23 protein-coding genes are annotated in these 26,472 nt (G+C 63.9%); 6 read left to right on the top strand and 17 right to left on the bottom strand.

Annotated features, from left to right (window positions below):
* Positions 1-8 precede the first annotated feature (8 nt).
* Positions 9-422 carry a hypothetical protein gene (locus RB623_RS10985; RefSeq protein WP_308056832.1) on the bottom strand — a complete coding sequence of 138 codons (414 nt, stop codon included), beginning with the start codon at positions 420-422 and terminating at the stop codon, positions 9-11.
* Positions 419-1,771 (bottom strand): tyrosine-type recombinase/integrase, encoded by a 1,353-nt coding sequence (locus RB623_RS10990; RefSeq protein WP_308056833.1) that lies wholly within the window; start codon positions 1,769-1,771, stop codon positions 419-421. The genes RB623_RS10985 and RB623_RS10990 overlap by 4 nt, the downstream gene beginning before the upstream one ends.
* Before the next feature lie 1,154 nt (positions 1,772-2,925).
* Here RB623_RS10990 and RB623_RS10995 point away from each other — a divergent pair.
* Positions 2,926-5,244, top strand: coding sequence for a calcium-binding protein (locus tag RB623_RS10995; RefSeq protein ID WP_308056834.1), 2,319 nt, complete (start codon positions 2,926-2,928; stop codon positions 5,242-5,244).
* A gap of 98 nt (positions 5,245-5,342) precedes the next feature.
* On the opposite strand, the gene RB623_RS11000 is transcribed toward RB623_RS10995, so the two are convergent.
* The 4 genes from RB623_RS11000 to RB623_RS11015 all read right to left on the bottom strand — a co-directional run bounded on the left by RB623_RS11000 (position 5,343) and on the right by RB623_RS11015 (position 10,002).
* Positions 5,343-6,638: an O-antigen ligase family protein gene (locus tag RB623_RS11000; RefSeq protein ID WP_308056835.1), complete on the bottom strand. Its 1,296-nt coding sequence runs from the start codon at positions 6,636-6,638 to the stop codon at positions 5,343-5,345.
* Positions 6,635-8,170, bottom strand: a complete 1,536-nt coding sequence (locus tag RB623_RS11005; RefSeq protein ID WP_308056836.1) for an undecaprenyl-phosphate glucose phosphotransferase — start codon at positions 8,168-8,170, stop codon at positions 6,635-6,637. The genes RB623_RS11000 and RB623_RS11005 overlap by 4 nt, the downstream gene beginning before the upstream one ends.
* Positions 8,171-8,289: 119 nt before the next feature.
* Complete coding sequence (locus RB623_RS11010) at positions 8,290-9,420, bottom strand: glycosyltransferase family 4 protein (protein WP_308056838.1); 1,131 nt, start codon at positions 9,418-9,420, stop codon at positions 8,290-8,292.
* Positions 9,421-9,441: 21 nt separating this feature from the next.
* On the bottom strand, positions 9,442-10,002 hold the full coding sequence (locus RB623_RS11015; protein ID WP_308056870.1) for a polysaccharide biosynthesis/export family protein: 561 nt from the start codon (positions 10,000-10,002) through the stop codon (positions 9,442-9,444).
* Positions 10,003-10,233: 231 nt separating this feature from the next.
* On the opposite strand from RB623_RS11015, the gene RB623_RS11020 reads away from it, so the two are divergent.
* On the top strand, positions 10,234-12,327 hold the full coding sequence (locus RB623_RS11020) for a Wzz/FepE/Etk N-terminal domain-containing protein (RefSeq protein ID WP_308056840.1): 2,094 nt from the start codon (positions 10,234-10,236) through the stop codon (positions 12,325-12,327).
* Positions 12,328-12,339: 12 nt separating this feature from the next.
* Here RB623_RS11020 and RB623_RS11025 read toward each other — a convergent pair whose 3' ends face one another.
* Both RB623_RS11025 and RB623_RS11030 read right to left on the bottom strand, forming a co-directional pair.
* A complete protein-coding gene (locus RB623_RS11025) occupies positions 12,340-13,563 on the bottom strand; it encodes a GNAT family N-acetyltransferase (RefSeq protein WP_308056842.1) in 1,224 nt (407 codons plus the stop codon).
* 438 nt (positions 13,564-14,001) lie between these two features.
* Positions 14,002-14,220, bottom strand: coding sequence for a DUF2842 domain-containing protein (locus tag RB623_RS11030; RefSeq protein WP_308056843.1), 219 nt, complete (start codon positions 14,218-14,220; stop codon positions 14,002-14,004).
* A gap of 158 nt (positions 14,221-14,378) precedes the next feature.
* Between RB623_RS11030 and RB623_RS11035 the strand changes: the two genes are divergently transcribed.
* Complete coding sequence (locus RB623_RS11035) at positions 14,379-15,476, top strand: COX15/CtaA family protein (protein ID WP_308056844.1); 1,098 nt, start codon at positions 14,379-14,381, stop codon at positions 15,474-15,476.
* A 10-nt stretch (positions 15,477-15,486) separates the two neighbouring features.
* On the opposite strand, the gene RB623_RS11040 is transcribed toward RB623_RS11035, so the two are convergent.
* Positions 15,487-15,873, bottom strand: coding sequence for a hypothetical protein (locus RB623_RS11040; protein WP_308056845.1), 387 nt, complete (start codon positions 15,871-15,873; stop codon positions 15,487-15,489).
* Positions 15,874-15,929: 56 nt separating this feature from the next.
* Here RB623_RS11040 and RB623_RS11045 point away from each other — a divergent pair, with 56 nt between their 5' ends.
* Positions 15,930-17,447: a winged helix-turn-helix domain-containing protein gene (locus RB623_RS11045; RefSeq protein WP_308056846.1), complete on the top strand. Its 1,518-nt coding sequence runs from the start codon at positions 15,930-15,932 to the stop codon at positions 17,445-17,447.
* Positions 17,448-17,463: 16 nt separating this feature from the next.
* Here the strand turns inward: RB623_RS11045 and RB623_RS11050 are convergent, their stop codons facing one another.
* From RB623_RS11050 to speB, 3 genes are all read right to left on the bottom strand, one after another.
* Positions 17,464-18,303 (bottom strand): aminoglycoside phosphotransferase family protein, encoded by an 840-nt coding sequence (locus RB623_RS11050; RefSeq protein WP_308056847.1) that lies wholly within the window; start codon positions 18,301-18,303, stop codon positions 17,464-17,466.
* 351 nt (positions 18,304-18,654) lie between these two features.
* Positions 18,655-19,581, bottom strand: a complete 927-nt coding sequence (argC, locus tag RB623_RS11055; protein WP_308056848.1) for an N-acetyl-gamma-glutamyl-phosphate reductase — start codon at positions 19,579-19,581, stop codon at positions 18,655-18,657.
* Between the two features lie 31 nt (positions 19,582-19,612).
* Positions 19,613-20,614 carry an agmatinase gene (speB, locus tag RB623_RS11060; protein WP_308056849.1) on the bottom strand — a complete coding sequence of 334 codons (1,002 nt, stop codon included), beginning with the start codon at positions 20,612-20,614 and terminating at the stop codon, positions 19,613-19,615.
* Positions 20,615-20,778: 164 nt separating this feature from the next.
* On the opposite strand from speB, the gene RB623_RS11065 reads away from it, so the two are divergent.
* Entirely contained in the window at positions 20,779-21,798 is a 1,020-nt protein-coding gene (locus tag RB623_RS11065) for a glycerophosphodiester phosphodiesterase family protein (protein WP_308056850.1), read from the top strand.
* Between the two features lie 58 nt (positions 21,799-21,856).
* Here RB623_RS11065 and RB623_RS11070 read toward each other — a convergent pair whose 3' ends face one another.
* The 5 genes from RB623_RS11070 to RB623_RS11090 form a co-directional block, all read right to left on the bottom strand.
* Positions 21,857-22,999, bottom strand: a complete 1,143-nt coding sequence (locus tag RB623_RS11070) for a Gfo/Idh/MocA family oxidoreductase (protein WP_308056852.1) — start codon at positions 22,997-22,999, stop codon at positions 21,857-21,859.
* A gap of 64 nt (positions 23,000-23,063) precedes the next feature.
* A complete protein-coding gene (locus RB623_RS11075; protein WP_308056853.1) occupies positions 23,064-24,143 on the bottom strand; it encodes an acyltransferase in 1,080 nt (359 codons plus the stop codon).
* 350 nt (positions 24,144-24,493) lie between these two features.
* Positions 24,494-24,970 (bottom strand): 30S ribosomal protein S9, encoded by a 477-nt coding sequence (rpsI, locus tag RB623_RS11080; RefSeq protein ID WP_308056854.1) that lies wholly within the window; start codon positions 24,968-24,970, stop codon positions 24,494-24,496.
* A gap of 2 nt (positions 24,971-24,972) precedes the next feature.
* Positions 24,973-25,437: a 50S ribosomal protein L13 gene (gene rplM, locus RB623_RS11085; RefSeq protein ID WP_308056855.1), complete on the bottom strand. Its 465-nt coding sequence runs from the start codon at positions 25,435-25,437 to the stop codon at positions 24,973-24,975.
* 203 nt (positions 25,438-25,640) lie between these two features.
* On the bottom strand, positions 25,641-26,153 hold the full coding sequence (locus RB623_RS11090; RefSeq protein ID WP_308056856.1) for a 4-fold beta flower protein: 513 nt from the start codon (positions 26,151-26,153) through the stop codon (positions 25,641-25,643).
* Positions 26,154-26,344: 191 nt separating this feature from the next.
* On the opposite strand from RB623_RS11090, the gene RB623_RS11095 reads away from it, so the two are divergent.
* Positions 26,345-26,472: transposase (locus RB623_RS11095; RefSeq protein ID WP_308056871.1), on the top strand; the 128-nt coding region annotated here is incomplete at its 3' end.

The raw sequence follows: 26,472 nt of genomic DNA on the forward strand, positions 1-26,472 counted from the left end.
ATGCGTAATTAATTCCTGCGCTCAGCCAGAATTCGGACGACGGTCGCCCTGATCCCGCGAATTTCCTTTTCCGTCACGCCAGCCCGCCGCAGGATGTCGAGCGCGTCAGCCATTAGAACCGCGCGCATCTTTTTGTCGTCATTTCCTTTGCGCTTGGCGTCGGCGAGCCAAGCTTGATGATGGTCCAGAAGTTCAACGATGCTCCTCGCCTGATCTGACACACCCGTCATCGGCCGGCCGCGCCGCCTCGGCTGTGTGGCGAGCAGCGCGGCGAGCAGGGCGTCGAGCAGCGCCGCGTCGACAGTTACCTGTTGCTTGCGGCGGATCAGCACGACCGGCTCGTCCACCCACTGCCCGTTCGCACCGAGCGCGCGAAGGCGGTCGACAAGGCCCGCCAGTTCATCATCGGGATCGGCGGTCATGCCGAAGCTTTTTGGCGGCGGAAGGCGACGACCTCGCCGGTCGCCTGCTCGCCGGACAGCAGCCGCTCGACATGGCGCGCCCATGCGTCCAACGCGACGCGCTTTTCGGGCAACCTGTCATAGGCGTTGTAGTGCTCGCTTTCGACATCCTCGTCGGCATGGCCGAGGACCGCGATTCGGTCCTCGCGCGGGACGCCGAGCCGCGCCATGCCGGTCGTGCATGTTCGCCGGAACGAATGCGGCGTCGGTCGGCGGGCTTGCAGGCGCTTGACGACCTCGCCGTCCTCGCCGTTCGGGTCGAGGTCGCCAATGACGCGCCGCATGGCCTGCGAAAGGGAGTGCCGGGCGATCTGCTTGCGGTTGTAGTAGCGGCTCTCAAAGACGTATTCGAGCGGGCTGTTGCGCCCGAAATCCCGCGCCTGTTCCTGCTGTTGCGCCTCGATGGCGGCGAGGATGATATCCGCCGCTTGCCGCGACAGCGGCGTTACATGCCGCCGCCGCGCCTTCATGCGCTCTTCGGGCAATTCGATCAGCGCTTGGCCGGGCTTGTCGATATAGCGCAATTCGGCGGTCGCCAGCCCGGCAATCTCGGCGGGCCGCTGGCCGGTCAGCGCCAGAGTTTGAAGGGCGGCGCGGACGCCAGTGACGAGATCGGCCTTTTCGATGGCGCGCCAGAGCACCACGAATTCGGCGTCGTCCAGAACCCGGATGCCCTTTTTCTTGCGGAGCTTCCTTTCGTTGGTCGGCTTTTTGATCCCAGCCATCGGGTCGCGGTCGATCAGCGCTTGCGCGACCGCCCATGCGAAAAAGCGGAGGAATGTCGAGCGGAGCCGATTGGCGGAAATCGGCGCGACCTGTGCCTTTTCCAGCAAGCGCTGCGCGACATCGGCCTTGCTGATATCGGCCAGCGCGCGGTCGCCCCAAAGCGGGCGGGCCTCGCGTTTCAGGAATCCGGCATCCTGTTCCCACGATGCCTTTTCCTTGGCGAGGTCGACGAGGAACAGGTCGCACGCCTTGTCGAAGGTCAGGACGACCTCGGCCTCCTTGCGGCGGCGCTCCTCCTTGACGGCCTCGCGCTCGCCCACCGGATCGCCGCCGCTGACAATCCGGCCACGCGCCTTTTCGGCCTCCTTGCGCATCTGCGCCATGGTGATGATCGGGTGTTCGCCAAGGGGCAGGCGGCCAAGTTTGGTGCTGCCGAGGGCGCGGCCACGGAAACAGCCGACAATCCGGTCCCGGTAAACGCGGGCCTGAAAACCCCGGATTTTGTCGTCGTGGTAGTCGATACAGCCCTTATCGGGTCGGGCGACCCGCTTGGCGAATGTTTCGTCTAGGTGGGCAACTGGCATGGTTTGGGTCCGTTCTCGACCCACGGCCCCTTGATTACAGGGCGGATGGGTCCGTTTCGTCGTTCGGTCCACCGGCCCGACCCTGGAGCCCTTGTTGCCTTGTCAAATGCGCACGGCCAAAAATCGGGCTGAAACAGGGGTCAAGGGGCCTAGGGCCGTTTTCCGGTTTTGGGTTCAAATTGGGTCCAGATTTTTGCAATAATCTGAACCCAAATGCGAAACCCTGAAACGACGATAGGCCGCAAACCCTTGCATTGCAAGGGTTTTGAAAGCTGGAGCCCTTGTTAGAAATCGCCTGAAAAGCGGTTCGGCGGCCCTGGGGGTCAAGGGGTCGTGGGTTCGAATCCCGCCACTCCGACCAATAAAAACAAGGGGTTAGCCGCCTCTCCTCAAACTGGCTACAAAATTCATAGCCACCCAACCATATCCGCATATGTCGAGATGTTGATTGTCGCCGATCTCGAATCGAAGGGCTTCCTTCCCAAGGGCGCAGCCGAATAGCACCCTAGGCACCTAGCCCGCGCCGAACTGTCGCCTGCGCAGGAAGCGGCGCATATTTTGCGCAGGCAAGCGATATGGCTGAAAACAAAATCTGGTGAAACAAATTGTTCCACCAACCTCTCAGACGGCCGCGGCTGGCATTGTCTTTATCCCGGAAAATGGTGGAGGCGACGGCGCGCGACTGGTGCAGTCACATTCGCCCAAAGAATTGACCTAGCGCAATGGTCTGGTGGCGGTGCCATACATTCGTAGTCTGCCTACGGGGCCGAAGAGGGCGGAACAAGCGGAGCGTAATGAGTACCAACGCCAAGGACCGCCCTCTTTGATGATCGAGACGCGGGCGATACTGCTTGCCGCGGGCCGAACAACGCCACTGAACAGAACCGCCTCGCCAAGGAGGCGACGGCTTTCATCGAAGACAAAGCTCGTGCTGAGCACCTCGCCGAGCAATTGGCCGTGGCAATCGCTGAGCTGGAAGGAATGGGAGAGTGCCGAATACTTGACAGTTTCGAAGATCACATCAAGAATTATAAGCAAAACCTACTTGAAAGACGTTCATCGGGAGCTTTCAATAACGACCGGATTTCAGTTCCCTCCGGATAAAAGACGGGGGTCGCAACAGGAGCGCAGCGGGCGGAAAAGGGGGGGCGGGCATGGCTGTTGTGGTCGGTAGCTTCGTCGAGGCGGATACGCTTCTCGACAGCGAGAGCTTAGATTTGCTGATCAACGGTGTTGTGGATGTCACAGCGGTGACAACAGCCGCTGGCACCTTCGTTTATGCCGTCGGCCCGGATGACAATGGCTTGAGCTGCTTTACACTCGGCGCCAATGGCACGTTGACGAACATCCAGAACATCCAGAACAGTGCCACTATTTCGCTGCTCGAGGCGTCGCTGGTCACCACTGCCACGATTGGCGGGCGGGCATACGTCTACGTGATGGGTGGCGCCGGCGAGTCGCTCTCCACCTTCGAGGTCGGAACATCCGGACAGCTCACATTCCTCGGCCGTGTTAACGACTCTGGGCTGGCCGGGCCGTCCCTCGACGGCGGGAACGAGATGAACACGTTCACGGCGGGCGGGAAGACATATCTCTATGTGCGCGGCGGCGACCTTTTTACTGACGAAGGGGGCCTCCCCGTTGTAAAAGGCCTCGTCAATATCATTGAGCTTGGTTCCGACGGCCTCCCGGCAAGCACATTTACGGCCCCGTTGGGCGACAACCTCGCCGACGATGCGGTGGCCGTTACCGTCGGCGCGCGCACATTCCTGGTCGAATGCGTTCCGCGTGCGACGTTTTTCGGCATCCCCAGCGCCATTGGCTGTTATGAAGTTCTGGCCGACGGTTCGCTCCAACTCACCGACGCATTGGTCAACTCGTCCTCCGCTCCCGTCGATCTTGCCGCAGCGGTCGTGGGGGGTACGAACTACGTGGTGGCTGCAACTATCTTTGGCACGGCACCCACCGGCCTTACGGTCTTCAAGGTTGATGGAAACGGCGCGCTCTTGGTGGTCTCCGACTATGGCGGAACAACCGAAGATCCCTATCTAGGCGCAGTGGAAGTTGTACCCTTCACGCTGGGCGGCGAAACATTCGTTGCCGCGATTGCCGCACTCACTACGAACGTCACCCGCGTGGATGTGCTCCGGCTCGACGCAACGGGCTTGCTGACGCTGGTGTCGCAGCACGCGATTCCCTCGACGTTCTCTGCGGGTGAAGCGAACCTTCGCATCGTCGACGGCTCCCTCGTACTCGTATCCGCCGACGCAGAGAACAGTGCGCTTCATACCTTTGTTCTCGGCGCCGGCGCGGACATACTGACCGGTGGCAATGGCGACGACAATCTGGTGGGCTTCGCCGGAGACGATGTGCTCAACGGTAGCGCGGGCGCCGACATCTTCGACGGGGGCCAGGGCAGTGACTGGGCGAGCTATCAGTCGGCTCCCTCGTCGGTCGCAGTGGCACTCGACGGCTTCTTGCCGCCAGGAGGGACTTTGGGCGATGCTGTCGGCGATATCTTTCTGGACATCGAGAACCTGCGCGGCTCGCAATTCGGAGACTGGCTGCGGGGCAACGCTGGCAACAACGTGCTGGACGGCAACGCAGGCGCCGACACCATCCAGGGCGGCGGTGGCAACGACACCTATTACGTCGACAATGCCGGCGACACAATTGTGGAACTCTCCGGCGGCGGCGACGACAGGGTCTCGGCGCAGCGGGACTTCGCGCTCGGCGCCGGCCAGGAAGTCGAACTGATAACGACCACCAACTACGGTGCGGTGCGCAATATCGACCTGAAAGGCAACGAATTCGCCCAGACCATCGTTGGCAACAACGGCAACAACTGGCTGCATGACGGCGGCGTCGGCGGCGCCGATACGCTTCGGGGCCGCGAGGGCAATGACTACTACACGGTCTACAATGCGGCTGCCGTCATCATCGAAGGCAAGGGCCAAGGCGCCTTCGACCGGGTGGCGGCCGGCGTGAACTATACGGTCGGCGCAGGCATCGAGGTCGAGTCGCTTCGCACGACCAGCCAGCATGCGAACTATAGCATGAACCTCACCGGCAACGAGTTCGGCCAGCAAATCATCGGCAATGACGGCAACAACCGGCTAGACGGCAAGGACGGCCGCGATACCATCCAGACCGGCCTTGGCAACGACACGATCGTTTTCTCAACGGCGCTTCGGCCGGGAAATGTAGACCAGATCACCGATTTCATCGTCACCGACGATCAAATAGCGCTGGACAGCGCGATCTTCACCGCACTTAGCGTCGGGGCGCTCGATGCCTCCGCTTTCAAGGATAACATCCTGGCGCCGATAGATGCCGACGACCGCATCATCTACAACTCCAACACTGGCTCGCTGTTCTACGACGCAGACGGGCTTGGCGGAGCAGCGGCGGTGAAGTTCGCAACGCTGGCGACGGGACTGGCTCTGACCGCTGGCGACTTCGTGGTGATCTAGCAGGCTCACGCCCTCCTGGCCTGCCGCTCGGCCGCGCGGCGGCCGTTAAGTTAGATGCGGTGGCCGGCCGCTATGGCACACATTGGACGTCCACTTCGTCAGGCCGCTTGCCCGGGCAACCAGCCCGATCTGCGCGGCCTTTCTTGGTCGCGGCCGGCAAGCGCGCGCTGGTGCCTGGCCTCCAGCGCCATCGCGCCCCAGATCAGGCCGACGAGCAGGTAGAAATGCCGCCAGTGGTCGGTGTCGATCACGGTACCCAGCCCGATATGCCCGAGCAGCGTGACATAGGCGCACAGGAGATAGGGCTGCCACGGCCGGTCGCGGAACAGGATGCGGAACCCGCCTGCCACCGTCCACACGATCATCGTCACATAGGCGGCGAAGCCCAGCCAGCCATAGTCCAGCAGCGCCTTCAGCCAGATGTCGTGGGTGTCCTCGCCATAGAGCAGGCCGAACACCAGCGGGCCGATGCCGAGCGGATGTTCCATCGCCATCTGGAAGCCGATCGTGTAGCGCGCGAAACGCCCGAGGCGCGCCGAATCGTAATCCTGGAGCAATTGGGCGCGGGTGGTGAACAGGTCGGCGACGCTCGGGATCTGCAGGATGACGAGCACGCCGAGGACAAGCAGCGCCAGCACGGCGATCGCCATGATGACGATGCGCAGCCGGAACAGGCCGCTGTTGGTCTGCAAGAACAGCCCGAACACCAGGAGGATCGACGAGACAGCGAACAGCCCCCAGGCGCCGCGCGAGAAGGAAAAGAAGATGCCGGCGACGATGACGAGCAGCGGCAGGGCGTAGAGCGGCATGTTCTTCACGCGTCCGGTCATGAGCCGGTGCAGCAGCCAGACGCCTGGCAGCGTCAGGAACGGGCCGAACACATTGGGATCCTGGAACGCACCCGCGGCGCGTTCGTAGCGGGTGAACATGTCGGCGCCGGGGAAGGCGTGGAAATAGCCCAGGACGCCAAGCGTCGAGGTGGCGACCGCGGCGATCACGTAGGATACGAAGATCACCCGGTAGAGACCGGGTTGCGCCTCCGTCACCGCAGCGAAGAACACCGCGGTGAAGGCGAGGAAAAGCGACACGGCGATGTAGAGCGGGGTGGAAGCGAGATCCTCCATCTGCGTCATGGAGATCATGCCGCCGATGTTGAAGACGACCAGCAGCGCGAGCAGCGGCGCCACGGAGCGCGAGATGCCCAGGCCAAACAGCGCCCAGACGGCGATCAGCCCCGCCATGTAGATTTCGTAAGGAGCCGGCTCGCGGATGACGAAGCCGGACAAGAGGATGCCCAGCGCCACGGCGCCGGTCGAGATCAGCGAGACGAGTTTCGCGTTGACCGCCTCGCGGGGCAGTGCGCCGGCGGCAGCGCTTTCGACTGCCGCGATCAATAGGCGTTTTCCGTGTTGAGCAGCCGCATCGGCGTCAGCACCAGAATCTTCAGGTCGAACCAGAGCGACCAGTTCTCGATGTAGAACAGGTCGTACTCGGTGCGCATCTTGATCTTCTCGTCGGTGTCCATCTCGCCGCGCCAGCCGTTGATCTGCGCCCAGCCGGTCACGCCGGGTTTTACGCGATGGCGGGCGAAATAGCCGTCCACGACCTCGGTGTAGAGAAGATTGTGCGACTGCGCGGCGACCGCGTGCGGACGCGGGCCGACCAGCGAGAGCGAGCCGAACAGCGCGTTGAAGAACTGCGGCAGTTCGTCGATCGAGGTTTTCCTGATGAACCGGCCGACGCGGGTGACGCGCGGATCGTTTTTCGTAACCGTCTTCTTGGCCGTGGGGTCAGACTGGTCCGCATACATCGAGCGGAACTTGAAAACCTCGATCTCCTCATTGTTGAAGCCGTGGCGCTTCTGCTTGAAGATCACCGGCCCCTTGCTATCGAGCTTGATGGCGATCGCGGTAGCCAGCATGATCGGCGAGAACAGGACGATGCCGACGATCGAAAAGACGATGTCGAAGGCGCGCTTGGCGACCCAATCCCAGTCGTTGATCGGCTTGTCGAAGATGTCGAGCAGCGGCACCGAGCCGATGTAGGAATAGGAGCGCGGTCGGAACTGCAACTGGTTGTTGTGGGCCGACAGGCGTATGTCGACCGGCAACACCCAGAGTTTCTTCAAGAGCGACAGCACGCGGGCTTCTGCCGTCAGCGGCAGCGAGACAATCAGCATGTCGATGCGGGCGATGCGGGCGAACTCGATCAGTTCTGAGATGTTGCCGAGTTTCGGATAGCCCGCGACGATCGGCGGCGAGCGCTTGTCGTCGCGGTCGTCGAAGATGCCGCAGATGCGGATGTCGTTGTAGGGCTGCTGTTCAATCGAGCGGATCAGGCCTTCCGCCGCCTTGCCACCACCGACGATCACCGCGCGGCGCTCCATGCGGCCGTTGCGGGCCCAGCGGCGGATCACCCGTGCCATGACGAGCCGCACAGTGACGATCATGCCCAGCCCGATGATGAACCACAGGCCGAACACCGCGCGCGAATAGTCCTCTGAAATCTTCAGCATGAAGCCGGCGATCGCGACTACCGCGAAGGCGCCGGCCCACACCAGCGCCATGCGGCCGACATAGCGGGTCGGTAACAGCAGGGCGGACACCTGGTAGCAATCGAACAGTTCCAGGCCGATCACGGTGACCAGCGAAACGCCGGCGATGACCAGCGGATAATGCCAGTAGAGGTGCGTCGAGAAGCCGACGTAGTAGGCGAAGATGAGCATGCCGGAGAGAAGCAGAAGCGCGAATTCGGCGAGCCTCAGCACGCCGGCGACCATCACCGGCGACATGGTATCGCGCCGGTACTGCGCCGCCACCTGCTGCGCGATCTTTCCGAGCTTCGCCTTTTCCGGCTTCTTCTCGCTGCCGTCGAGCTTGCGCACGGCGTCCATCGAGAAGCGCTCGCCGGGGTCCATTTTTGCCATTGCCGCAATGTCCGCGAGGAATAGCCCGACCCTAGCGGCGCCGGACTAACAATCCCTTGAAGTTGCATCGATAGTTTGAGCAACTGCCGGTGTAAAGGCAATGACGATCTTGGTCGAGATCAGCGAGCGAGCGTCTCGCGATAGGCCTGCTCGATCTGCGCGGCCATGACATCGGCGCCGAAACGGGACCGAAGCTCTTCTTGCGAGGGCATCAGCGCCGCATAGGAGGCCGGGTCGGTCAGCGCCCGCACCATGTTTCCGGCGAGCTGGCCGGAATCCGGCGCGACCAGCGCCGGCGAATCGACGCCGAATATTTCGGGAATGCCGCCGACTGCCGTTGCCACCATCGGCATGCCGGCGGCGAGCGCCTCGAGCACGATGTAGGGCATGGCCTCGGCGCGCGATGGCACCACGATCGTACGGGCCAGCGCGAAGGCCTGCCGCGCCGGCATCGGCTCGCGGAAGCGCACGCGCTCCGCCAGTCCCAGCATCGAAACCTGTTCGCGGTATTTCGGGAGGTCGTCTCCGGCGCCCACCATTTCGGCGGTCACCGTCCGGCCGGTGCGAATCTCCACCTGCGCCAGCGCGTCGATGAACAGGTCCGGCCCCTTCAGGTCGCGCATCATGCCGATATAGAGAAAATCGGCCGCGCCTTCGACCGCCGGCACCGGCGCGAACTCCTCGGCCCGCAGCCCGTTATAGACGAGCTTGTTGGGGATCGGCGGCTCGCCGACCTTCTTGCGGTAGGCGTGCCGCTCGTAGTCGGAGACGAACAGCAGATGGTCGGTGAAACGCCCCATCAGCCGCTCCAGCAGGAAGAAAATCTTGCCCGTCGTGGTGTGCTCGTCATAGTGGAGGCTGCCGCCATGCGGCGAATAGAGGCGGGCTACGCGAAACCTGAAAACCCGCAGCAGTGAGCCGAACAGCCGGGCATAGACGCCACCCTTGGCGCCATGCCCGTGTATAATGTCCGGCTGCAATCCCTTGATTATCCTGAATGTCCTCCAGGCCGCGGCGATGTCGCCGGGGCCGATGTGGCGCTGCATCGGCGTGCGGTGGACGCCGAGCGCGAGGTGATCCTTCATCGCCTCGAAGAGCCGCTCCTCGAATTCCCCGCCGGTGCTGGAATCGCAGACGATGCCGACCTGATGCCCGGCGGCTACCTGCGCCTCCGTCAGGTCGCGGACATGGCGGAAGATTCCACCGACCGGGGACCGGAAGCAGTGCACGATGCGAAGGGAGGAAGCCACCAGCGCCGCCGCTTCGCGCGATCAGAACAGGCGTTCGCGCACGTAGACCGTGTCGCCGGGCATCAGTGGATCCGAGGTGATGACACGTCCGGTCATGACTTTTCCATTGATGTCGCGGGTGATGTCGACGGTGCCCTGGTTGGCGCGCGGGGTGAAGCCGCCGGCCGTGGCGACCGCCTTCTGTGCGGTCAGCCCCGGAACGTAGGAATACTGCCCGGCGGCGCCGACCTCGCCCATGACGAAGATCGGCCGGTACTGGTCGACTTCGACCGAGACGTCGGGATCGCGCAGGAAACCTTCGCGCAACTTGGCGGCGATCGCGCCTTCCAGTTCCTGCACGGAGCGGCCGCGCGCCGCCACCGCGCCGACCAGCGGGAAGGCGATGTAGCCGGAAGCGTCGACGCTATAGGTATTGGTCAGGCTGTCCTGCTCGAAGACGGTGATGCGCACGCGGTCGCCGGCGCCAAGGCGATAGGGCTGGTTCAGCGCGGCGTGGAAGGCCGAGGGGGTAGGGCGGTAGCCCGAGCAGCCACCGGCAATCAGGGCCAGGGCCAGCAAGGGAATGATGGATGTCTTCTTGATGGCCACGGACTACCCTCGACAAACGCCTCGACCGCGGGGCGCATTCGGACGCCACCGTTATCGAATGGTTAGGGTTAACACCGCGTAAAGGGGGGGGCGGGATCTGCGCCGTCGGACGCCCGGATGGACGGGGCTGGCGGGCTCTGCTTATCTGGCTGCGGCGAACATCTTAACGCCTGAGTTACCATAATTCTTTACGGTCTCGGCGGACGCAGAGTCGGAGTTGGGCGTATGTCGGCCATGAATTCGAGCGCCAGGGACGTCGATGTCGACCTTGGGAGGCTGTTCGCCAGCCTCGCGAGGGACTGGAAGCGTATCCTTCTGGTGGCGGTCGTGGTTTCCGGCCTGGCCTTCGTGCTTGCCTCGCTGGCGACGCCGGCCTACCGCGCCGAAACCCAGCTCTTTATCGAGATGCGTGAATCGGTGTTCACACGGCCGCAGACCGACGCCGCCGGCGCCAATCCGCTGCTCGACCAGGAGGGCGTGAGCAGCCAGGTCGAGATCATCACGTCGACCAACCTGCTGAAGCAGGTCGCCAAGAAATTCGATCTTGCCAGCCTGCCGGAGTTCAATAGGGCGGGAGGAGGGTCGTTCCTGGGGCAACTGCTGGTTCTGGCGGGGCTGAAGAGCGACGTCGACCAGTTACCGGCAGAGGAAAGGGTGCTGGAGACGTTCCGCAGCAAGCTCAACGTCTACCGGGTCGAGAATACGCGCGTCATCGCCATCGCCTTTTCCTCCGAGGATCCAGAACTCGCGGCGGAGGTGCCGACCGCCATCGCCGAGGCCTACCTGCAGTTCAGCCGCGATGCCAAGCAGCAGTCGAACACGGCCGCGACCGAATGGCTCGAGCCGGAGATCCAGGCGCTGACCGCCAAGGTCAAGGAAGCCGAGGGGCGGGTCGCCGCTTATCGTTCGCAGTCCGACCTGCTCGTCGGACAGAACAACTCGGTGCTGGCGACGCAGCAGCTTTCGGAGCTTTCGACGGAACTCTCGCGCACGCGCGCGAACCGGGCCGCCGCCGAGGCCAATGCGGAAAGTGTCCGGCTGGCGCTGCGCAACGGCTCGCTCGATGCCTTTCCTGACGTCGTCTCGTCAAACCTGATCCAGCGGCTGCGCGAGCGGCAGGTGCAGTTGCGTGCCGACATCGCCGACCTGTCGACGACGCTGCTCGACAACCATCCGCGCATACGCGCGCTCCGCTCGCAACTGGCCGACCTCGACAGCCAGGTCTCGGGCGAGGCGCAGAAGATTCTTCAGAGCCTGGCGAACGCCGCCGAGTCCGCAAGGCTGCGCGAGGCTCAGCTTGTCGCCGAACTCAACCGGTTGAAGGCTGAGTCGTCGCGTGTCGGTGAGAAGGAAGTGGAACTGCGCGCGCTGGAGCGCGAGGCCGCCGCGCAGCGCGAATTGCTCGAATCCTACCTGGCTCGGTATCGCGAGGCCGCGTCGCGGCGCGACGGCGACTACCTGCCGGCGGATGCCCGCATCATCTCGCCCGCCACCGTCCCCGTCGAGCCCTATTTCCCCAAGATCGTGCCGATCGTCGGCGCGGCCTTCGCTGGCTCGCTGCTGCTGATGGGCATTGCGACCCTGCTGCGCGAACTGTTTTCCGGACGCGCCATGCGGCCGGCGGAGGGCGCCCAGGTGATGCCGGTCGAGCAGATCAGGATGCCCGATCCGTCGCCGGCCGATACGCCGGGGGCCGGGGGGGAGGGATTGTCCGGCCCTGTTCCGCTTCACGGCGAGGTTTCTCCCCATGAGGCCGCCGAGATGCTGATCGCGGGTGGCGCCTCGCGTGCGCTGTTCGTCTCGCCCGAGGGCGACGAGGCCGCCGCCGCCGCCGTCATGGTGGCGCGCGACGTGGCCGACGCCGGGCTGCGCGTGCTGCTTGTCGACCTGACCGCCATGGGTGCGGCCTCGGCGCCAATGCTCGACGACGACAGTCTTCCCGGCATCACCGACCTTCTGACCGGCGAGGCGAAATTCGTCGACGCCATCCATTCCGACCAATATTCCGACTGCCACGTGATTCCGGTCGGCAGGGCTGACCAGCGCAAGGCCATGCAGGCCGTCGACCGGTTGCCGGCGATCATGGACACGCTGACCGCCGCCTACGACGTGGTGATTGTCGAATGCGGCCCGGCCAGCGCGGAAAGCATCCGCCGGCTGGTGTCGGAAGGCACGGAGGTGCTGGTCAGCGTGATCGAGCCGGCCGAAAGTGTTCTGGCCGCCCGCGACGACCTGGCTGCCAAGGGTTATGAAGGACTGACGCTGGTGACGCCCGCCGACTATGCAAACCCGCCGGAGCCGGATCGTTCGGCGGCATAAGGTCTAACAGAGTCAATCGTCTGAAGAGGTCTGCTCGGGCGGTTTCTTGCCGATGGTTTGCCGCCGCAAGCTCTTGGTGAGCCGCCAGACCGTCGGGTTGTGTTTTATGCCTGCCTTGAGCGACGCGAACAGCCGCATCGAGCCGGCGAACAGCCGGCCTTTCGCCGTCAGCGGTGCCAGGACGTCGAAATGGCGGGTTTCGACGTCGCACCACAGCCGCTTGTAGAGTTCATCGCCGACGCTGAAATCGTAAACACCGAGGCCCTGTTCGCAGGCTTCCTTGATGTTCTCGAAGAACAGGAATTCGCCGGGGCTGGCGATCATCATGTCGTCCTCGGCGATCGAGCCGAACTCGCAGATCAGCCGCCGGCCGCAGAGGCTCGATCCGGTGACGGCGCGCAGTTTTCCGCCGACCACCAGCCCATGCAGCACGAAGGGTCTGGGGGATAGAGGCAGGGCGTCGCAGAAGAGTTTTCTAAAGAATGCCTGCACTTGCGGCTCGGCAAAGACGTTGCCGATCCCCGCCTTGCGGAAGCGCGCGGTCTTCATGCCGAAGAAGGCGTCCAGCAATCGGTGCACGTCCTCGACCGACTGCGCCTCGATGCGGCGAAACCCACCGGCCGCCTCGTATTTGCGGGCCTGGGTTCGGTGTTTCTTGCGTTTTCGCTTGCCGCTCGGGCCGGACACAACCTGCGCGAAGCCGCCGGCCAGGTCGACAGCCAGCGCCAGGTTGGGACTGCCGATGTGGGGCAGGGCGAGCAAAGGATTCGGCACACCGTCGAGATCGGGCAACAGGCGCTCAAGCATCAGCACGTCGACGTCCGGCCGGGCGCGGCCGATGGCGGAGGCCAGTTTCCGAACGTTTTGCGGGGATAGTCTCGGCAGCCAGTCCGGCGCGGCGAGCGCAAAATTTCCATTGGCATGGGTGCCGCTCATGAAGCGGGCGACGCGGAACGGGCCGCGGCGGACCACCTCCAGCGCCAGTGCGAAGACCGGTCTTCCTTCCTCGCGGATCACGGCGAACAGGCTGTCGGGGGCGGCCGCCGCCAGCCAGGCGTCGACCCAGGCGGCGGATTGCGCCGGCGCACAAATACCCTCGGAATCAAGCGCTTGATAGAAGGGGATAATGTCTCGAGAGATGCCGGAGACAAAAGTGTCGGCACCCTCGGCGGCGCTGGACGGCGCGGGGCGGGCGGCGTCTGGCGGGACTTTCGCCGCCATGACGGCATCAGCCATCCTTCGATCCCTCGCGCGTCAGCATGGCAGATTGGCTCCGCACCCAGGTTTTCCGTAGCGGCGAAAGCCTAGAACCAAAAGATGAATGAATGCTCGACGGCTTATCCCCCTGGGCCGTGTGCGGCCTACGCTCGTGAAGGGCACGCCGGCCGCCACCAAGATTTGCGCGTGAAGCGGGGAATATGACGAAATATCAAGTGGTTAGGTGGAAACATCGAATAGAGATCGCCAATGAGCTTCGCGGAACCCTGCAAAAAACCGGGTTTGGCGATGGCGTTTTGCCGTTTTGCGCTGGCAGGCACGGCAAATTGGCTTCGCGACGTCGACGGTTCTGAGGCCGCCTTTGGAAGAACGCGGCCAGCCAGTCCGGTGCGCCTCGACCTTCGGCTGGAGATCAGGGCAACGAGCCGAGACCAGGAGAGGAAATCGTCCGGGCGGTCAGCGGCCTTCGGGTTTCGACGGCAGCATCATCCACTTGATGATGCCCATGGCAGGCAGGATCCACACCAGCCCGCCGATCAGGAAGAAGGCGAAATGCGCCAGCGGGCCGGACTGTGCGAGCTGCGCCACCGCCACGATCGTCGCGACGACGGCGTAGACGACGACGAGGGCGACCAGCAGGATCGCTCCGATGAGTTTTTTCAGGCGGATCGGCATTTAGGCTCCTTGTCCGATCCGATAGTCTGGTGGGAGCTGGGAAGCAACAGGAGGCTGGCAAACCAGAGCGCGACGGCGTGTCGCGCGGGGCCGGCTTGCAAGGGGCGGTGGGCTGGTCCACCAATCGCGCCAAAAGGATCGACGCGGATTTTTCGCCGATGGCCGCCATAACCAACGCCAGTTCCCCGTTTGCCGAACGCGACCGGCTCTTGAAAAACCGCGCGCTGGTGCGTGGCTGGCTCTATGTGGCGCTGGTCGTCATCTTTGCCGTGATCGTGGTCGGCGGCGCGACGCGGCTGACTGATTCCGGCCTGTCGATCACCGAATGGAAGCCGATCCATGGCATCGTCCCGCCGCTCAACGAGGCCGAGTGGCAGGAGGAATTCCTGAAATACCAGCAGATTCCGCAATACAAGGAACTGAATCCGGACATGGATCTGGCCGGCTTCAAGGCGATTTTCTGGTGGGAATGGGCGCACAGGCTGCTGGCGCGCTGGGCCGGCGTGATCTTCTTCGCGCTGCCATTTGCCTTCTTCTGGGCGACGCGCCGGCTGGAGCGCGGGCTGGCGCCTAAGCTTGCCGGCATTTTTGCGCTTGGTGGCGTGCAGGGCGTGATCGGCTGGCTGATGGTCGCCTCGGGCCTGACCGATCGCACCAGCGTGCACCCGGCCTGGCTGGCGGTGCATCTGACGGTGGCCTCGCTGATCTTTACCGCCACCATGCTGGTGGCGCGCGGACTTGCTCCGCATTCGGCCGCGCCCGCCGACCGGCCGACGCAGCGTTTCGCCGGCATCCTAATCCTGCTGATTTTGTTCCAGATCTTTCTCGGCGGGCTTGTCGCCGGGCTCGATGCGGGGCTGAGCTACAACACCTGGCCGCTGATGGACGGCAGGGTCATTCCCGGCGACATGTTGGTCATCGAGCCGGCCTGGCGCAACCTGTTCGAGAACCCGAAGACGGTGCAGTTCATCCACCGGCTTGGCGCCTATGTCGTGCTGGCGGCAGCACTTTGGCACATGATTGCAGCGCGCCGCGCCGAGCCCGGCACCACCCATGCGCGCCGCGCGCTGTTGCTGTTCCATCTCGTGCTCTTGCAGGCGATCGTAGGTGTGGCGACGCTGCTGACGCAGGTCAATCTGCATGCGGCGCTGACGCATCAGGCGCTGGCGCTGGTGGTGCTCGGCTTCGCCGCTGCTCATTGGCGCGGGACGAAAGGGGCGTATCCGTTGCCGACGGAGATCGTGGCAGCGCGCTGACAACGTCCGGTCAGCGGGGCCCACCGAATCTGAGGCTTGGCGTGCCGCCGTCGGTGCCCTGACGATAGATGATGAGGCCGAGCGTTCGTTCATCGGTCGGCGCCACAATCTCGATACTGCCCGCTACTGCGCCTTTTGACTCAGCGTCTGCGGTCCGCCAGTCCAAAGACTCCGCCGCCGCGATAGTGCCGTCCTGTTCGACTGCGGCATTGGCCAACGGAGGGGCCTCTGCGGCGGCCCAAGTTGCCAGACACGCTGCCGCGCACAGGTATGACTTCGCCTGAATTCTTGTCGATCCTGTATCATTCCACATGGAAGGCATGTCGCTCTCCTTGCTGGCTGAGGTTTGATTGGCAGCCGCAAAGCAGAGAATCGACGGTTTGTTGGTTCCGGTCATAAAGACTTCTCCGAAAACTTCCGAAATCGGATAAAATCGGCGCCGGAGGGGCGGCCATGGCTGATCGGCAGTTCGCGTTCGGAACTTTTGTGCTCGACGGTGCAGCCGGAATCTTGCGCGACCGTGGCGTTCAGATCGACATCGGAAGCAGGGGACTGGCTCTGCTCGAAGCGCTGCTGGAGGCCAGCGGCCAACCGGTGGCCAAGTCTGTGTTGATGGACGCGGCCTGGCCCAAGACCGCCGTTGAGGAGAGCAACCTAACCGTCCAGGTGGCAGCTCTTCGGAAATGCCTGGGGCAAACGCCCGACGGCGGAGAGTGGATCGTCACAGTGCCGCGCGTCGGCTACCGGTTCGCCCGCCGGCGAACTGCTGCGCCGGAAACCGCCTCGGCGTCGGACTTGCCGCCTGACACAAAAACGTCGATTGCCGTCCTGCCATTCGACAATATGAGCAGCGATCCCGAGCAGGAATACTTCGCCGTGGGTCTTTCGGAGGACCTGATTACCGACCTCTCGAAGGTCCCGGGTTTTACGGTGATCGCACGCAATTCGTCATTCGCCTACAAGGGCAAGCAGGTCGACGTCCGCACTGTGGCGGCCGAACTCGGCGTGCGCTACGTCATCGAAGGAAGTGTGCGGCGTGCAGCCGGAACGGTTCGCATCAACGCCCAAATCGTTGACGCGACCGACCACAGCCACGTCTGGGCCGATCGTTTCGATCGCGATCTTGCGGACATTTTCGGGTTGCAGGACGAAATCGTCGGCAAGATCATCCATGCGATCGTCGGCACCATACCGTCCATTCACCTTGTCGCAAGCCAACGCGCGAAGAGTCTGGACGCCTACGACCTGTTCGTACGGGGCCGGGTTCTCGTCTCGCAATGGTCCGAAAGCAACAGGGCGGGGCGCGAACTGTTGCAGGGGTCGATTGCGATTGAGCCCGATTTTGCCGAGGCGCACGCCTGGCTTGCCTACAGTCACCATTTCGCATGGCTGCTCCGAGGTGAGTCGCCAAATCTTCACCGCCCGTTGGCCCGCCAGGCGTCGCAGCGCGCCGTCGCGCTTGATCGCGGCAATGCGGCCAGCCACTGGAGCCGAGGTCTTGTCCTTGCCTACGACGCGCTCCTGTACGAAGGCGTCGCAGAATGTGAGACCGCCTTGGCGATCAATCCAAACCATGCGGATGCCTGGATCGCGCTTGCCGATCTGAGGGTACTGGAAGGCCGGGCCGGCGAGGGCGTCGAATGCGCCAGGAATGCCTTTCGCCTGAATCCGTATCCCCCGCCCGCCTATCGGTGGTACTTCGGCTTCGCCCTCTATGCTGCAGGCAGATACGAGGATGTCGTCGAAACGCTCCAGCATGAGGAAATGCAGGGGAAGGGGTCGCAGCGCATCCTGGCGGCCAGCCTTGCGCAACTCGGACGCCTGGATGAAGCCGAGGCGGAGGCCCGTCGGTTCCTCGCGGCATATCCAACTTTCACCGTAGCGGGATGGGACAGCATCCATCCGTTTCGGCGTGCCGACGACCGGAGGCATTTTGTAGACGGCTACCTTAAAGCCGGATTGCCGGGCTGACTGCCACTGACGGCCTTCACAACATCCTCGCAATCCTCCTGATCGACCGTGCCACTGCAAGCTCGCGCTCCTCGTCGATCGCATTGTCGTCGCTGGCGTGCCAGGCGGCGGAAAGGCAGCCATAGGCGAAGGCATGGTCGAGGATTCTTCGCTCGTCCTGCCGGAGTGTTTTGGCAAACACCGCAGCCATGAAGGCGATGCGGTTCTCGTCCAGGCAGAGGTCGTCGCGCTCCAACGGGTTGTAAAAAAGATTGGCGGCATCGAAGCCGGGATCGCCCAGCACACCCTTCGGGTCGATCGCCAGCCAGCCGCGGGGCGAAAGCAAGATGTTGTCGTGGTGCAGGTCGCCGTGCAGCGGGCGAATGTCCTTGGGGTCCGATAGCAGGCGTTCGGCGGTAATGGCTGCCTCGACATAGAGACTGTCTTTGTCCGCGGCACGGTCGGCTTTCGCCCTGTCGAACAGGGCTGCGAAACGTTCGCGCAGCGGTTGGAGTTCGGCCGGCGGCGGCTGCCGAGACGGCGCGTGCAGTTTTGCCATGACCTCGGCGGCGATCTCGGTGGCGGCATTGTCGCCGAACTCGGCGATTTCAGCGGAAAGATGCCGCTCGCCGGCATATTCGATCAGCATCTGCGAGCCGTCGAAACCGAAGAGTCTTACCGCGCCGTGGCCGCCCCGCCATTTCAGCAGATGCGCGCCGCGCAACTCGTCCTCGACATCGTCAAAGGGTTTTAGGGCCTTGACGATCGCCGGCGTGCCGTCAGCGCGGAAAACTTTCCAGATGCGGCTGGAGAAGGTTTCGGCAATGAGGATGGGAGAGGAGAGGCGCCAATGTGAGGGGAAGGTGGGCGGGTTCATTGATGATTGAGAGTTGGGGATGGAATGGGAAATTTCAGTTGCTCCCTCTCAAATTCAGTTGCCCCTCTCTTGGATTTTCTACGACTTAGCGTCGCTTCTTCCTCGCCTGTCGGCTCGGCGCTCCGCTAAGGTCGTGAAAATCCATTCTCCCCCGCAAGGGGGGAGATAACGCGCTTCGCCGTTTGCGCCAATCGCAGACGTTGGTAATTGGCGCGGATGCCGGTGCCAGCCTATCTCTCCCCTTGCGGGAGAGAAAGCGATTTCAACATCTTAGCTGGAGCAGGGCGAAGCCCGTCAGCGACAACTAAGTGTTAGAAATCGCAAGTGAGGGGCAGCACTTGAGGCCATCACCTACGCCCCGATCATCAGATCGAGATTTTGCACCGCCGCACCCGACGCGCCCTTGCCGAGATTGTCGTAGACGGCGAGCAGCACCGCCTGGGCGCGCTTGTCGTTGGCGAAGACGTAGAGTTTCATCGTGTTGGTGTCGTTGTAACGCTCGGGATCGATCTCCGGCAGGCGTTCGCTCTGTGCATAGGGCGCGACCTCGACGTCGCCGCCGCCAAGCCCGGCATAGTGGTCGGCAAGTGCCGCGTGCAATTCCCTGCCGGTCGGCACGCGCTCCAGCGTGCCCAATTGCAGCGGCACCATGGTGATCATGCCCTGCGCAAAATTGCCGACCACCGGCTGCATCAGCGGATCGCGTGAAAGTCCAGCATATTTACGGAGTTCCGGCACGTGCTTGTGCTGGAAGGTGAGGCCGTAGGGGAAAAATTCCGGCGCGCTGTCACCCTTTCTCTCATAGTCCTCGATCATGGTGCGGCCGCCGCCGGAATAGCCGGAAATACCATTCATCGACACCGGCAGATCGGCAGGAAGCAGGCCGGCAGCGATCAGCGGGCGTAGCGTGGCGATCGGCCCCTGCGGCCAGCAGCCGGGATTGGCGACGCGCTTGGCGCCGGCGATTGCCTTGGCCTGGTTTCTGTCCATCTCGGCGAAACCGTAGGTCCAGCCGTCGGCCACGCGGTGCGCGGTCGAGGCGTCGATGACCCGTGTCGTGTCGTTGGAAATCAGCGACACGCTCTCCTTCGCCGCGTCGTCGGGCAGGCAGAGGATGGCGACGTCGGCGGCATTGAGGAACTCGGCGCGGGCGGAAATATCCTTGCGGCGCTCGACGGGGACCGAGATGACCTCGAGATCGCCGCGGCCGGCCAGGCGCGCCCGGATCTGCAGGCCGGTGGTGCCGTGTTCGCCGTCGATGAAGATTTTCGGTTTCATGCCAGTCGTTCCGTTCGAAGTTGCCGCGGGCCTATATGCCGGTTCCGTGATTGAGCCCGGCAGCGCCGTTGTTATTCATCTCCTCGAGCCTGGCCTTCCGCTCCGCCAACAGGCCGAGATAATGCTGCGCCACCGTCGAGCCCGCGATGGCCGTTATATCGGCATGGTCGTAGGCCGGTGCAACCTCGACGACGTCGGCGCCGACGATGTCGAGCTGGCCAAGCTGGCGCAGCACCGACAGCATTTTCGCGGAGGAAGGCCCGCCGGCCACCGGCGTGCCGGTTCCCGGCGCGAAGGCGGGATCGAGGCAGTCGATATCGAAGGTGACGTAGACCTTGTGGCCGCCGGTGCGCTCGACGATGGCGTAGGCGATGTCGGAGGCGCGCATCTCCTCGACCTCATGGCCGTAGAGGATCTTTATGCCGAAATCCTCCGGCGCGTGGGTGCGGATGCCGATCTGGATCGAGCGTTCGGGGTCGATGATGCCGGCGCGGGCGGCGCGCGCCACGAAGGAGCCGTGGTCGATGCGTTTGTCCTCGTCGAACCAGGTGTCCTGGTGCGCGTCGAACTGCACCAGCGCCATCGGCCCGTGAACGGCGGCGTGCGCCTTCAGCAGCGGCCACGTCACGTAATGGTCGCCGCCGAGCGACAGCAGGAAGGCGCCCGCCTTCAGGATCTTTGCCGCCTCGCGCTCGATCGTGGCCGGGGTCTTCTGGTGGTTGCCGTAGTCGAGACGGCAGTCGCCATAGTCGACCACGGCCAGCTTTTCGAACAGGTCGCGATGGAAGGGGTATTGCGGGTCGTTGTCCATGATGACGGAGGCGCGGCGAATCGCCTGCGGCCCGAATCGGGCGCCCGGCCGGTTGGAGACGGCGGCGTCGAACGGGATGCCCCAGACGACGGCGTCGGCGCCGGCGAGGTTCTTGGTGTAGCGGCGGCGCATGAAAGACAGCGCTCCGGCATAGGTGGGGTCGCCGGCGCGGCCGGTGTTCGAGCGGGCGGTGAAGGCGTGGTCGATCCCCGATGCCGGCATGAATGGTCCCTCATGTTTTCGCGCGGCAAGGTATTGGCGGAATAAGACAGCGGCGCAACCAAAAAATGCCTCCCGGGTCGGCCAACGCTGAGCCGGCTTCGTTCACCCACCTGTCACGGCGGGCCGCTATCAGGCCGCAACTGCATGAACCGGGAGCGAGTCGGATGCGCCGCCCTTTCATCGTTATGCTGCTTTGCCTGCTGGCTACCCTGCCGATGCCGGCGGCGGCGCAACAGGGGCGGACGAGCCAGATCCTCGACCGCTTCGAGAATGCCAACCGCTGGCGCGACCACGTCATGGTCGTTGCGCATCGCGGCGGCTGGAAGGAGAACGGGATCATCCGCTGGGCGGAGAACTCCCGGGCCGGCATGCGCTATGCGATCGGGCTCGGCGTCGAAATGGTGGAACTCGACGTGCGCATGTCGAGCGACGGCAAGTATGTGGTGATGCACGACAACGGGCTGGAGCGCACCACGGATTGCACCGGCGAGGTCTTTGCGCGCACTGTGGCCGAGCTGAAGACCTGCCACCTCAAGGTCGAGGGCAGCGGCGAGGTGACCGACGAGACGGTGCCGACGCTGGCCGAGATGCTGGAGGTCACGAAAGGGCAGGTGCTGGTCAACATCGACAACAAGCTCGGCCCCGACCACATCGCCGGTATGGTGGCGGTGGCGCGCGGGCTCGGCATGGAAGGCGAGGTCGTCCTCAAGGAGAACATTTTTTCGGCCGCGCGGCTGGCGGCGGTGGAGGCAGCGGTGGCGGATGCCGGGCCGGGGTTCCGGTTCATGCCGATCATCGCCGACGACGCTGTCGAGGACCCGCGTTTCGTCGAGACGGTGACGCGGACCTTTGCCGCCGACATGGTGGAGATGGTTGCGTGGCGCGGCGAAAGGCGCCTGCTGCCCTCCGAAGGCGGCGCTCTTTTCTCAGCGCGCATGCGCGCGGTGGCGGCACGCGGCGACTGGCACCTTTGGGTGAACACCTATCCGATCGTCAACCTGCCGAGCGGTTTTACGGGACGCGGGCGTGGCGATGAACTGGCCGTGCAGGCGGGCTTTCCGGAGGAAGTCTTCGGCTTCTGGGCCGAGCGCGGCGCGACCGTCATCCAGACGGACGAGCCGAAAGCGGCGATCGAATGGCTGGAGCAGAACGGGATGCGCCAGCCGTATGGCCTGACGAACTGAAAATAGGTGAGGCCGGGCTCCGGGGTGTCGAGCATCTCCGGCAACGTCCGCGCTGCTCTCAAAACCCGCTTTGCACCTTGTAGGGCTGCGGCAGCGCATGCGCGTTGTTGAGTGCCAGCGCCAGTTCGGTGATATGCAGTGCCCGCCGGCCAGAGAAGAACGGTGGCTTTCCCGCCTCGATCGCCTTGGCCTGGGCGGCGATGCCGCGGCAAAAATCGATCTGGGAGGGAAAGTTGGGCAGCGCCGCGCTGGATGCGACGGGGTAGGGCAGGCGCTGTCCGGCGGCGGGCTTCCACGGGAAAAAGCGGCCGAGCTTTGCCTCCAGCCGGTTGGCGATCCGGGTTGCGAGTTTTCGCGGGCCGCCCGTCTCCTCGACGAAGACGGCGGAGCGGTTGTCCCACAGATCGCGCACGGTGATCGTGCCCCCGTCGCCCAGAATCGTCAGCGAGCGATCCTTCGGTGCGGCGAGGCCGGAAGTGAGGCGCGCGACGACGCCATCACGAAAAGTCAGGCAGCCGACCGAAAAGTCCGGCGCCATGACGATGTTTTCCGTGCCCGGTCCTTTGTTGGGAAAGGTGACGGCGGAGAAAGCGGTGAGCGTTTCGACCGCGCCGAACAGCGACACCAGCCACGACAGCGCGTAGCCGGCGTGCTCCAGCGTGCAGCCGATCTCGAATTCGTGCAGGCCGGGCCAGGGCGCGCCCGAGCGTGAGCGCCAGGTCGCCCATTTGTCGCGGAATACCGGGCCGTCCTCCATCTCGGCGTAGACGAGACGGGGCGTGCCGATGCGGCCTTCGGCAAGTGCCGCGGCGACCAGCCCATGGGCGTCGCTCAGGGCATTGGCGGGTGCGGTGGCGAGCGTCAGCTTCTTTTGCTCGGCAAGCTCGACCAGCAGGGCGGCGTCCGCAAAATCCATGGCGAGCGGCTTTTCGCAGTAGACGTGTTTTTCCGCCTCGAGTGCGGCGCGGGACACTTCGAAATGGCTTTCCGGTGTGGTCAGGTTGACGACGATTTTTACCCGCGGGTCGGCGAGCAGCGCGGCCAGCGATGCGTATTTGTGCACCTTGTGGAAGGATGAAAACTGGTCGAGCCGCGCCGGCGATCGATCGTAGACGCCGGCGAGCTTGAGGCCGGTATGGTTGGCCAGCGTCGTCAGATAATAGTCGGCGACGAAACCCGTCCCGACGATCGCGATGTCCATCGTTGGCCGCCAGTCAGTGAGCGATGGTCAAGCGTCTAGGCCGGAAAACTTACGAAAGCATTTTTCAGGCATGGGAGCGGCGCTGGCCGGGTGCGTTGGTCGCGGCGGCAAGCCGCGCGGCGGTGGTCCTGCGCTGGCCGGTCCTGGCGTTCATCCAGGCGAGCATCGGCTTTTCGATCGAGAGATAAAGCAGGATGCCGCCGATCGCCGCAGCCGACAGCGTGACCGCGACGAAGGCAAAAGCCTGCCAGCCGTCGCCGCCGAGGCCGGCGGCGGTCCACAGTTTGGTCAGCACGGCCAGGCCGATGCCGTGCGACAGGTAGATGGAATAGGAGGCGTCGCCGATCATCAGTAGCGGCTGGAAAGGCTGCCGGCGCAGCAGGTTTTCGGCGAAGACGGAACCACCGACGATCATCGCCGCCGGCAGGCCGAGGCTGACGATGCGCGGCAGCGTCGACCCGGCGCCGAGATAGAGCAGTGCAAAACCGGCGACGACCAGCGTCAGCGACATTGCGGTCGAAAGCGTCACGCCGCGCAGCCACAGCCAGGCGAGCAGCGCGCCGGCGGCGAATTCCAGCACCAGCGTGTCGGTGTAGAAGGCGGCCGCGCCGCCCTGCGGCACGAACGGGCCGGCAGCGGCAAGCAGCGACAGCGCGCCGAGCAGCGAGATCAGCCGCCAGCGTTTCGGCAGGAAAAGGCAGAGCGCGAAAATGAGGTAAAAAGCCATCTCGTAGTTCAGCGTCCACCCGGGGATGAGCAGCGGTACGGCGGCTTCGAGTTTTGGGTGCGGCCAGGGGATGAACAGCATCGAGGCCACAAAATGTGCGGGATCGAACACGGCGGTCGACAGCAGGTCCGGCTTCACCAGAGCGACGGCGGCAAGGAACAGGGTGAGCGCCCAGTAGAGCGGGACGATGCGAATCAGCCGCTTGCGCACGAACTCGGCAGGCGACGGATAGGCCTTTTCGGCCATGATCCACATGATGAAGCCGCTGATGACGAAAAAGATGTCGACGCCGGCGAGCCCGACCATGAACTGTTCGTCGTGGCCGCCCGTGCCCATGCGCGCCAGCACGTCGAAGGCGTGGAAGGCCACCACCATCATCGCCGCGATGCCGCGCAGATACTGGAGCGATACGATCATTTGCGGCTGGCCCTGCGGTTGTCCCCCATGCCCCTGTCCCGATTGGGGACAAGGCTCTTCCACAAGCTGTGATAGCAAGAAGCATGCCGGAAATGGCCGTGGCGGACCAGATCGCCGACCGGCGCTGACCAGCCTTAACAAAGGGCTGATTGCAGGTTCGTCAGGCTGCGGCCCGGATATTAGCGGAGGCGCCCGGTCAACACGGATTGGCCGATCGGGCACAACCCGGGGCGTGTCTCCTGCGACATCCGTCCGGGCGACGCAAACCTGACGCGCCAACGAAAAAGGCCGCGCGAACGCGGCCTTTCCGGATTGTAACCGAACTGCCAGCCGGCAGTTCCGTCGGCGTTTTAGCGCTTCGAGAACTGGAAGCTGCGGCGGGCCTTCGCCTTGCCGTACTTCTTGCGCTCGACCGTGCGGCTGTCGCGGGTAAGGAAGCCGCCCTTCTTGAGCACGCCGCGCAGGCCGGGCTCGTAATAGGTCAGCGCCTTGGAGATGCCGTGGCGCACCGCGCCGGCCTGGCCGGACAAGCCGCCGCCGGTGACGGTGGCGATGATGTCGAACTGGCCGCCGCGGTTGGTGGCGACGATCGGCTGCTGCAGGATCATCTGCAGAACCGGCCGGGCGAAATAGGCCTCGAATTCCTTGTCGTTGACGATGATCTTGCCGGAGCCGGGCTTGACCCAGACGCGGGCGATGGCGTCCTTGCGCTTGCCGGTGGCATAGGCGCGGCCCTGCTTGTCCAGCTTCTGGACGTGAACGGGGGCGGCGGGCTGCGGCGTGGCAGCAACCGTGCCGAGGTCTGCGAGCGAGTTGAGCTCAGCCATGATCAGGAAACCTTCTTGTTCTTGCTGTTCAGCGCGCCGACGTCGAGCGTCTCGGGCTGCTGGGCTGCGTGCGGGTGCTCGGCGCCACCATAGACGCGGAGGTTCTTCATCTGGCGACGGCCGAGCGGACCGCGCGGGATCATGCGCTCGACGGCCTTTTCCAGCACGCGCTCGGGGAAGCGGCCTTCCAGAAGCTGGCGCGCGGTGCGCTCCTTGACGCCGCCGGGATGGCCGGTGTGCCAGTAATAGACCTTGTCGGTGTATTTCTTGCCGGTGAGCACGACCTTGTCGGCGTTGATGATGATGACGTTGTCGCCGTCATCGACATGCGGGGTGAAGGTCGGCTTGTGCTTGCCGCGCAGGCGGTTGGCGACGATGGAGGCGAGACGGCCGACGACGAGACCCTCGGCGTCGATCAGCACCCACTTCTTCACCACTTCCGCGGGCTTCTGCGAAAAGGTTTTCATTGTGTCTGCTTTCGTTGGGACCTTCACGAGGAAGGCGTTTCTTGTTGCTTGCTTTGGCGGCTCTTATGCCAAAAATGAAACGGCGGCCCGGGGACCGCCGCTTTCGATGCGGTCTATAGGCGAGGCGATTTTCCGCGTCAAGCGTAGAAGGTTTTACGTTCTGCAAAAAGATCAAATAAAATCAAAAGGATAGATTTGAGGTATTATTTTACCTCATTGCGTGACGGCTTGTCGTTGTCCTGAATCTCTGCTGTGCCGGCGCCAATGATGATCTCTTCGACGACAGCGACTTCATCGGCCGTCTCCACCGCGACAATCTCTTCGACGACTTCCACCGGTCTCGGGTCGCAGGAGACCAGCCACTCGGCGAAGGAAAACTGCGACCAGCCACCGGGCAGGCTCGGGGCCGTCAACGGGCGCATCGGCGCCACCGGTTTTGCAGGCCGAACCGGGCTGACGGCGCGCACGACATTGACCGGCCGCAGCGGACGGCCGAAACCGCGCAACGGCGCATCAGGGTTCCAGGCGACCGGCCGCCCGTCGAGGTCGAATACATGCGGGCCGATCACCGGGCCGATCCAGCGGCCCGAGCGCGCCGACCAGGCGTGGCCGTTGGCGATGAAGGCGGCATATGCCATGTCGGTGTCGAACAGGAATTTCTGCGGTTGCATCCATCCGACCAGGTCGCAGCCGGGGGAGAAGAGGGGGGTGAGCATTGGCGTCCAAGGTCCTCGACTGATGTCTTATAGCTGACGCCGTTCACACGGTCTAAGGGGCTAATTCGGTCTGGTCGGCTCCTGACGTTTTCGGACACGTCGGACCGATTTTAGAGTCCCCGATAGGGGATCAGGAAACCCCACGCCTTTAGGCGGCTGGGATGGAGACGCATCCGGTGTAGATTGGCTGCATGGAAGAGTACAAGCGTGGCAGCCACACGGTATGGGACTGCAAATATCATCTGGTTTGGGTGACGAAGTACCGCTACGCGGTGCTCGGGGGTGACGTGGGCAACCGCTGCCGCGAGTTGCTGCGCGA

Source organism: Mesorhizobium sp. LHD-90 (genome assembly GCF_030929505.1).
Taxonomy (GTDB): Bacteria; Pseudomonadota; Alphaproteobacteria; order Rhizobiales; family Rhizobiaceae; genus Kumtagia.